Consider the following 8,087-nt stretch of genomic DNA (forward strand, 5'->3'; position numbering starts at 1 on the left):
CGCGGTCCCCGCAGCCGGCCCCGGCGAGCCGATCGCCGCGACGCGGCCCGCCGCCGAGTAGGCCGGCGGCCGCACTGAGACTGGAACGGCGGATGCCCCGTGGGGGCGGGGCATCCGCCGTTCCGCCTGTCAGGGCGCGCGTCGGCCGGTGCCGCTCAGTGCTTGTTGCCCGTGAGGGCCAGCACCCCGCCGAGGCCGATCATCATCACGCCGCCGGTCGCGGCGAGGTGCGCCGCACGCTTCGGCGATCGGGCGAACCAGTCGCGCGCCGCGCTCGCCGCGAGCGCCCAGACCGAGTCGCAGAGCAACGCGAGCACGATGAACACGACGCCGAGCTCGAAGAGCTGCAGCGGGATCGATCCGGCCGTGAAGTCGACGAACTGCGGCAGCACGGCGACGAAGAAGGCGATCGTCTTCGGGTTGGTGACGCCGACGACGAAGCCCTCGCCGAGCTGGCGCCAGTGCGAGCGAGGCGCGACCTCGCCGTTGACGGCGGCCGCGGCATCCGCTCGGTGCCGGATCGCCTGGATGCCGAGGTAGACGAGGTACAGCGCGCCCGCGAACTTGATGATCGTGAAGAGCACGACCGACTGGGCGACGAGCGCGCCGACGCCGAGGGCGACGGCCGCCACGAGCGGGATCATGCCGATGGCGTTGCCGAGCACGCTGAGCAAGCCGCCGAGGCGGCCGAGCGCGAGCGACGACCTCGACGACTGGGAGCTGCCGCCCACGCGCCCCGACTGGGCCGGCGGGCTGCGCGCGGCGTGGAGGCCCGGCACCCTCGCGGCGCACGAGCGGCTCGACGAGTTCGCCGCCGACGGCCTCGCCGACTACGCCGACGGACGCGACCGCCCCGCCCTCGACGTGACCTCCCGCCTCTCCCCACGGCTCCGCTGGGGCGAGCTGAGTCCCTACGAGGTCTGGCACGCGCTGCGCGAGCGCAGGGCCCGCGGCGAGGGCGCGAACCGGTTCCGCACCGAGCTCGGCTGGCGCGAGTTCGCCTGGCACGTACTGTTCCACTCCCCCGAGCTGGCGACGCGCAACTGGCGCGCGGAGTTCGACGCGTTCCCGTGGCCACGGCTGCATCCGGCCGCCCTGCGGGCCTGGGAGGAGGGCCGCACCGGCGTGCCGCTCGTCGACGCCGGCATGCGGGAGCTCTGGGCGACCGGCACCATGCACAACCGCGTGCGCATGGTCGTCGCGTCGTTCCTCACGAAGAACCTGCTCATCGACTGGCGCCGCGGCGAGCAGTGGTTCTGGGACACGCTCGTCGACGCCGATGCGGCGGCCAACCCGTTCAACTGGCAGTGGGTCGCGGGCTCCGGCGCCGACGCCGCGCCGTACTTCCGGGTGTTCAACCCCGAGCTGCAGGCGACGAAGTTCGACCCCGACGGCGCCTATGTTCGCCGCTGGGTGCCCGAGGTCGGCACCGACGACTATCCCGAGCCGATCGTCGACCTGAAGGCGACCCGCGCGGCGGCGCTCGATGCGTACGAGCACGTGAAGGCCGCTCGCGGCTGACCAGACCAGTCGCCTCGGGGCGACGCGGCGCGACGCCGCTAGAGCCGCTTCTCGAACCAGTGGTCGGCGTAGACCTCGTCGTTGAACGGCTCGACCTCGACGTAGCCCGACGCGCGGTACATCGCGATGGCCTCGGTGAGGCTCGCGTTCGTCTCGAGGGTGACGGATGCCGCGCCGTGATCCCGTGCGGCCTGCTCGAGCGCCGCGAGGATGCGCCGCCCGACCCCCATGCCGCGCACGGCGTCGTCGACCCACATGCGCTTGACGTACGCGGGCTCGTCGTCGTGGAACAGCACGGCGCCGCATCCGATCGCCCGGCCGTGCAGCCGCGCGAGCACGAACAGGCCCGTCGGCTCCGCGAACTCGTGCGTGTCGGGGTGCAGGCTCCGACCGGGGTCGAAGCCGCTCGGGAACCGACGCGCGAGCTCGTCGTAGTAGGCGGCGAGGCACCGCCGGGCATCGTCGGACGCGGCATCCGCCGGCTCGACGCGCACGAGTCCCGCCTCGAGGAGCCGCATCACGGTGCCCATCGCCTCCACGAGCCTGGCGCGCTGGCCGTCGCTGAGCGGTTCGAGCACGGATGCCGCGAGCTGATCGCTGCGGCGGTCGAGCTCGGCGCGCTCGGCTCGACCCGCGTCGGTGGGCCGCACGGTGCGGACGCGGGAGTCGGCGGATGCCGCTGCCTCGACGGTCACGAGGCCCTCCCGTTCGAGCGAGCGGAGCAGTCGGCTCAGGTAGCCCGAATCGAGCCCGAGCCGCTCCCGGACGGCGCGCACCTCGGCGCCGTCGCCCGCGACCTCCCAGAGCACGCGGGAGGTGCCGAGCGAGCGGTCGCTGCCCAGGTAGTGGTCCTCGAGGGCGCCGATGCGGCTCGTGACCATGCGGTTGAAGGCGCGCACGGTGTCGATCGCGGCGCGATCCTCGGCGGAGGTTTCAGCGCGTGCTGACATATTGCTGACCTTAGTCAGGTAATCCGAGCGCCGCAAGCAAACGGGCCAGATGTTCAGGGCAGGACGCGCGCCAGCACCCAGTCGTGCTCGAGCCGGTCGCCGACGCGGAAGCGCTTGCGACCCGCCTTCGCGAACCCGTGCTTCTCGTAGAACCGGATCGCGCGGGCGTTCTCCTCGTTCACGCCGAGCCATGCGGCGACGGCGCCCGTCGCGGTTGCCGCCTCGAGCGTCGCGGCCATGAGCGGTCCCGCGACGACCCCCGACCCGTGCGCGAGCGCACGCGTGTAGAACTTGCTGAGCTCGATCGCCGGCCGCGCCGCGACGGCCGCCGCGGCATCCGCATCGGCCGGCTCGCCCGCGATGAGCATCGAGTAGCCGACCAGGTGACCGAGGTCGCCGTCGTCGCCGGCGGGCTCCTCCGCCAGCAGCAGCGTGCGGCCCGGGTCGGCGAGGTACTCCCCCATGCGTTCCACGGTGAAGTTCGCGGCGATGAACGAGGCGATCGCCTCGGCGGTCGTCGACGGCGGGCAGGCGAGCGGGAAGGTGTCGCCGGCGAGCTCGGCGAGGGCCGCGGCATCCGCTGCACCCGCCCTCCTGATCGTGAGGTCTGGCACGAACACCGATTCTTCCAGAGCGGCGACACTGCAGGGTGGCATGATCGGCCCATGGATGCCGTGAACACGCTGACCGCTCGCTCCGATGACGGGCGCTCCTTCCTCGTCGCCGATGCCAGTGGGTCGAGCCTCGTCGCCGGGTCGCTCGTCATCATCACGGGGACCGGTGAGCGCCAGCTGGCCCTGGTGGAGGAACGGTCGGAGACGATCCCGGCACGCCTGCGCGGGCGACTCATCGGCATCCTCGGCGAGGGCGCGCTCGACACCGCCCGAAGCCACGCCTTCGAGGCGGGCACCGTCGAGGAGGTCGACGCCGCGACGATCGACGTGCTGCACACCACGACCGGCGCACTCCTCGAGGTGGGGCGCAACCTCACCGAGCCGGGCGGACCGGCGAAGCTGCTGCCGCGCCGGTTCAACCGCCACACGTTCTGGTGCGGGCAGAGCGGATCGGGCAAGACCTACGCCCTCGGCGTGGTGCTCGAGCAGCTCATCGCGCACACCGCCCTGCCCGTCGTGATCTTCGACCCGAACTCCGACTTCGTGCGCCTCGGCGAGCTCAACCCCGATTCGACCGGCCCCACCGCTGAGGCGCTCGCGGCCCGCGACATCCGCGTGCTGCGTGCCCGCGGTCAGGGCGAGCACCGCCTCCGCGCGCGGTTCCTCGACATGAACCGGTCGTCCAAGGCGGCCGTGCTGCGGCTCGACCCCGTGGCGGACCGCGACGAGTACAACTCGCTCATCCACATGCAGGAGCTCCTGCGCGCCGGTGAGCTCGACCAGCTGATACCCATGCTCGAGGCCGCGCAGGTCGGCGGCGACCAGCATCCGCTCGCCGAACGCATCGAGAACCTCGGCGTGCTCGACTGGGAGGTCTGGGCGGGAGGCGAGACCGCCGTCACCGACGTCGTGGCCGAGCGACCGGATGCCACGGTGCTCGACCTCGGCGGCTTCTCGACGCCCGAGCAGCAGCTCGTCGTGGCGCTCTCGCTGCTCGACGACCTCTGGGAGCGGCGCGAGGAGCGACGGCCCGTGCTGCTCGTGATCGACGAGGCGCACAACCTCTGCTCGCCCCAGCTCGACTCGCCGCTCGCCGTCGCCGTGCGCGACCGCATCGTGCAGATCGCGGCCGAGGGCCGCAAGTTCGGGCTGTGGCTGCTGCTCTCGACGCAGCGGCCGTCGAAGGTGCACCCCGGGATCATCTCGCAGTGCGACAACCTCGCCCTCATGAAGATGACCTCGCCCGTCGACCTCGAGGAGCTCGGCACCTACTTCGGCTACGCGCCGGTGGCGCTGCTCGCCAGGTCCCCGTGGTTCCGGCAGGGCGAGGCCCTCTTCGCCGGCGGGTTCGTGCCGACCCCCTCCCTCGTGAAGGTCAACGCCCGGCTCACGCCCGAGGGCGGCAGCGATGTGGGCGTGCCACTGCGCTGAGCGGGCGGATGCCGCGGCGAAGCGGATGCCGCGGGGTCCCGCCCGCGGCATCCGCTCGCCCTGCTCGACTCTCTTCGGCTCGCCTCAGAGGAACCGGGCGTACGCCCCCACCGTGAGGAAGGTCGGGAACTCGGGCTCGAGCGCCACGGTGCGGAACACCGAGATCGCGTCATCGAACCGGTCGCCCTCGAACCGCGGCAGCTCGGCCACGGCCGCCGCCATGATGCGGACGATCGACGTCTGGTCGATGCGCGTGCCCTCGGCGGTGACGGTGTTGTCGTGCAGCCACTGCCACACCTGCGAACGCGAGATCTCGGCCGTCGCGGCATCCTCCATGAGGTGGTCGATGGCCGCCGCGCCCGTGCCGCGCAGCCAGGACTCGATGTAGCGGATCGCGATCGAGATGTTGTCGTGCACGCCCGCCTCGGTGACCTCGCCGCCGATCGACGGGATGTCGAGCAGCTGCGCCGCGGTCACGTCGACGTCGTCACGCAGGCGGTCGACCTGGTTGGGCCGGTCGCCGAGCACCGCGTCGAACTCCGCGCGCGCCGTGCGGATGAGATCGGGGTGCGCCACCCAGGTGCCGTCGAAGCCGTCGGATGCCTCGCGGCGCTTGTCTGCGGACACGGCGGCGAGCGCGCGCTCGGTGACGCCGGCGTCACGACGGTCGGGGATGAAGGCGCTCATGCCGCCGATGGCGTGCGCGCCGCGCTGGTGGCAGGTCGCCACGAGGAGCTCGGTGTACGCCCGCATGAACGGCACCGTCATCGTGATGGCCTTGCGGTCGGGCATCACCCAGCGGCGACCACGGGAGCGGAACGTCTTCACGATCGAGAAGATGTAGTCCCAGCGGCCGGCGTTGAGGCCCGCGCAGTGGTCGCGCAGCTCGTAGAGGATCTCGTCCATCTGGAACGCGGCCTGGATCGTCTCGATGAGCACGGTCGCGCGGATGGTGCCCTGCGGGATGCCGAGTGCGTCCTGCGCGTACACGAAGATGTCGTTCCACAGCTTCGCCTCGCGGTGCGACTCGAGCTTCGGCAGGTAGAAGTACGGGCCGCGTCCGCCGCCGATGAGGCGCTGCGCGTTGTGGAAGGCGTACAGCCCGAAGTCGACGAGCGAGCCCGAGGCGTGCATCGCCCGGCCGGCGCGGTCGTGGAACCGCAGGTGCTTCTCCACGAGGTGCCAGCCGCGCGGGCGCATCACGACGGTGGGCGTCTCGGCCGCCGTGACACGGTACTCGCGACCCTCGGGGCTCGTGTACTCGAGGTTCCCCCGCACGAAGTCGAAGAGGGTGAGCTGTCCCTCGATCACGTTGGCCCAGGTCGGGCTCGTGGCATCCTCCTGGTCGGCGAGCCACACCTTCGCGCCCGAGTTCAGCGCGTTGATCGCCATCTTGCGGTCGGTCGGTCCGGTGATCTCGACGCGACGGTCCTCGAGGCCCGGGCCGGCGCCCGCGACGCGCCACGACCGGTCGTTGCGGATCCAGGCGGTCTCGGGCAGGAACCTCGGGTCGCGGCCGTTCGCCGCGTCGACGCGGGTCTGCAGCCGCACGGCGAGCAGGTCGTGCCGGGTGTGCGCGAACCGGTCGTGCAGCTCGGCCAGGAACCGCAGCGCCTCGGGCGTGAGGATCTCGTCGTACCGCTCGCCGAGCGGGGCCGTCACCTCGATGCGTGGCTCATGGGTGCGGAAGCTGTCGGTGGCCGGCGTGGGTTCGGTGCGTTCGGTGCGGTGAGCGGATGCCGCGGCATCCGTTCGCTCACGTTCGAGCGTCATGGTGGGCGTGGTGTTCATGGTCTTCTCCTCGGAGTTCGTGCGACCCGGTGGGGGGTCAGTGGTTGAACTGGTCTTCCTCGGTCGATCCGACGAGGGCGAGGGTTGCGCTGTTGGGGTTCAGCGCGGTGGCGATCTGGTCGAAGTACCCGGTGCCGACCTCGCGCTGGTGGCGCGTGGCGGTGTACCCGGATGCCTCCGAGGCGAATTCGGCCTCCTGGAGTTCGACGTAGGCGCTCATGTGCCGCTCGCTGTAGTCCTTGGCGAGCGTGAACATGGAGTGGTTGAGGGCGTGGAAGCCCGCGAGGGTGATGAACTGGAACGCGTAGCCCATCGACGCGAGCTCGCGCTGGAACGTCGCGATCTGGTCGTCGTCGAGGTGGCGCTTCCAGTTGAACGAGGGCGAGCAGTTGTAGCTCAGGCGCTTGCCCGGGAACTTCGCGTGCACGGCCTCGGCGAAGCGGCGCGCGAGGTCGAGGTCGGGCTCGGCCGACTCCACCCAGAGCAGGTCGGCGTACTCGGCGTACGCGAGGCCGCGGGCGATGACCGGCTCGATGCCGTTCCGCACCTCGTAGAAGCCCTCTGCGGTGCGCTCGCCGGTGACGAACGGTCGGTCGCGCTCGTCGTGGTCGCTCGTGAGCAGCGTCGCGGCGAGCGCGTCGGTGCGGGCGATGATGATCGACGGCACGCCGGCGACATCCGCCGCCAAGCGAGCCGCGTTGATCGTGCGGATGTGCTGCGACGTCGGGATGAGCACCTTGCCGCCCATGTGGCCGCACTTCTTCTCGCTCGCGAGCTGGTCCTCCCAGTGCACGCCGGCCGCGCCCGCCTCGATCATCTGGTGCATGAGCTCGTACGCGTTGAGCGGGCCGCCGAAGCCGGCCTCGGCATCGGCGACGATCGGGGCCATCCAGTCGGAGATGCCGGTCTGCGCCTCGCTGCCCTGCTCGATCTGGCCGGCGCGCAGCAGCGCGTTGTTGATGCGGCGCACGACGGCCGGCACCGAGTTCGCCGGATAGAGCGACTGGTCGGGGTAGGTCTGGCCGCTGAGGTTCGCGTCGGCGGCGACCTGCCAACCGCTCAGGTAGATCGCCTTCAGCCCGGCGCGCACCTGCTGCACGGCCTGGTTGCCGGTGAGGGCCCCCAGCGCGGCCGACCACTGGGGGTCCTCCTGCGGCGCGAACGCCGTGCCCGTGTTCTGCTGGAGGTCCTGCCAGAGCCGCTCGGCGCCGCGGCGTGCGAGCGTGCGCTCCTCACGGACGGGGCCGCGCAGGGCGATGACGTCCTCGGCGGTGTAGTCGCGGCGGACGCCGTCCCAGCGGGGGTTCGCGTCCCATTCGAGCTGGAGCTCGGCCGCGGTCTGGGCCTGGTCGCCTGGGCGGTTCGGGGTGCTCATCGGGGTGCTCCTTCGGTGCAGCGTGCGGATGCGTCGGTGCCCCTGTCGTGACGCCTGCTGCGGCGCCGTCCGTGGGGCGGTGCATCCACTCTGCGGGCCTCGACACCCCTGCCGAGGGCGATCCCGGGGGTGAACTTCCCCGGTTCTTCTGCGCGGCGGAAGAACCGCTTCCCCACCACCGCCCCTGCCCGGGCCCATCGCGCTCCTCTGCCCGCCGAAATGCAGGAACATCCGGGGGCCGAGCGGCGCGGCGGCGCGAGCACGGACGGCGGGTCGCCCGGATGTTCCTACATTTCGGTGCGGGGCGCGGTCAGGCGGCGGATGCCTCGCGCGCGGCTTGCACGTCGTCGATCACGCTCGCGTGCTCGGGCACCCAGCCGAGCGTGCGGGCGGCGCGACCGGCGG

The 8,087-nt window shown here is 71.9% G+C and carries 5 protein-coding genes and 2 pseudogenes; 2 read left to right on the plus strand and 5 right to left on the minus strand.

Annotated features, from left to right (window positions below):
- Positions 1-155: 155 nt before the first annotated feature.
- Positions 156-701 (minus strand): annotated as a pseudogene (locus GH736_RS13300) (LysE family translocator); the annotation flags it as partial.
- Between GH736_RS13300 and GH736_RS13305 the strand changes: the two are divergent.
- Positions 607-1,521, plus strand: a pseudogene (locus tag GH736_RS13305) (cryptochrome/photolyase family protein); the annotation flags it as partial. The pseudogenes GH736_RS13300 and GH736_RS13305 sit on opposite strands and share 95 nt — an antisense overlap.
- A 38-nt stretch (positions 1,522-1,559) precedes the next feature.
- On the opposite strand, the gene GH736_RS13310 reads toward GH736_RS13305, so the two are convergent.
- Both GH736_RS13310 and GH736_RS13315 read right to left on the minus strand, forming a co-directional pair.
- Positions 1,560-2,471 carry a bifunctional helix-turn-helix transcriptional regulator/GNAT family N-acetyltransferase gene (locus tag GH736_RS13310; RefSeq protein WP_159604037.1) on the minus strand — a complete coding sequence of 304 codons (912 nt, stop codon included), beginning with the start codon at positions 2,469-2,471 and terminating at the stop codon, positions 1,560-1,562.
- Between the two features lie 53 nt (positions 2,472-2,524).
- The gene (locus GH736_RS13315; RefSeq protein ID WP_235934174.1) at positions 2,525-3,085 is read right to left on the minus strand and encodes a GNAT family N-acetyltransferase; all 561 of its coding nucleotides are present in this window, start codon (positions 3,083-3,085) and stop codon (positions 2,525-2,527) included.
- 51 nt (positions 3,086-3,136) lie between these two features.
- Here GH736_RS13315 and GH736_RS13320 point away from each other — a divergent pair, with 51 nt between their 5' ends.
- Positions 3,137-4,516, plus strand: coding sequence for an ATP-binding protein (locus tag GH736_RS13320; RefSeq protein WP_159604041.1), 1,380 nt, complete (start codon positions 3,137-3,139; stop codon positions 4,514-4,516).
- Between the two features lie 84 nt (positions 4,517-4,600).
- Here the strand turns inward: GH736_RS13320 and aceB are convergent, their stop codons facing one another.
- Together aceB and aceA are read right to left on the minus strand one after the other, a co-directional pair.
- A complete protein-coding gene (aceB, locus tag GH736_RS13325) occupies positions 4,601-6,307 on the minus strand; it encodes a malate synthase A (protein ID WP_235934176.1) in 1,707 nt (568 codons plus the stop codon).
- A gap of 37 nt (positions 6,308-6,344) precedes the next feature.
- Entirely contained in the window at positions 6,345-7,682 is a 1,338-nt protein-coding gene (gene aceA, locus GH736_RS13330) for an isocitrate lyase (protein ID WP_159604043.1), read from the minus strand.
- Positions 7,683-8,087: the final 405 nt, after the last annotated feature.

The sequence above is a fragment of the Agromyces humi genome, from assembly GCF_009720255.1.
Lineage (GTDB): Bacteria > Actinomycetota > Actinomycetes > Actinomycetales > Microbacteriaceae > Agromyces > Agromyces humi.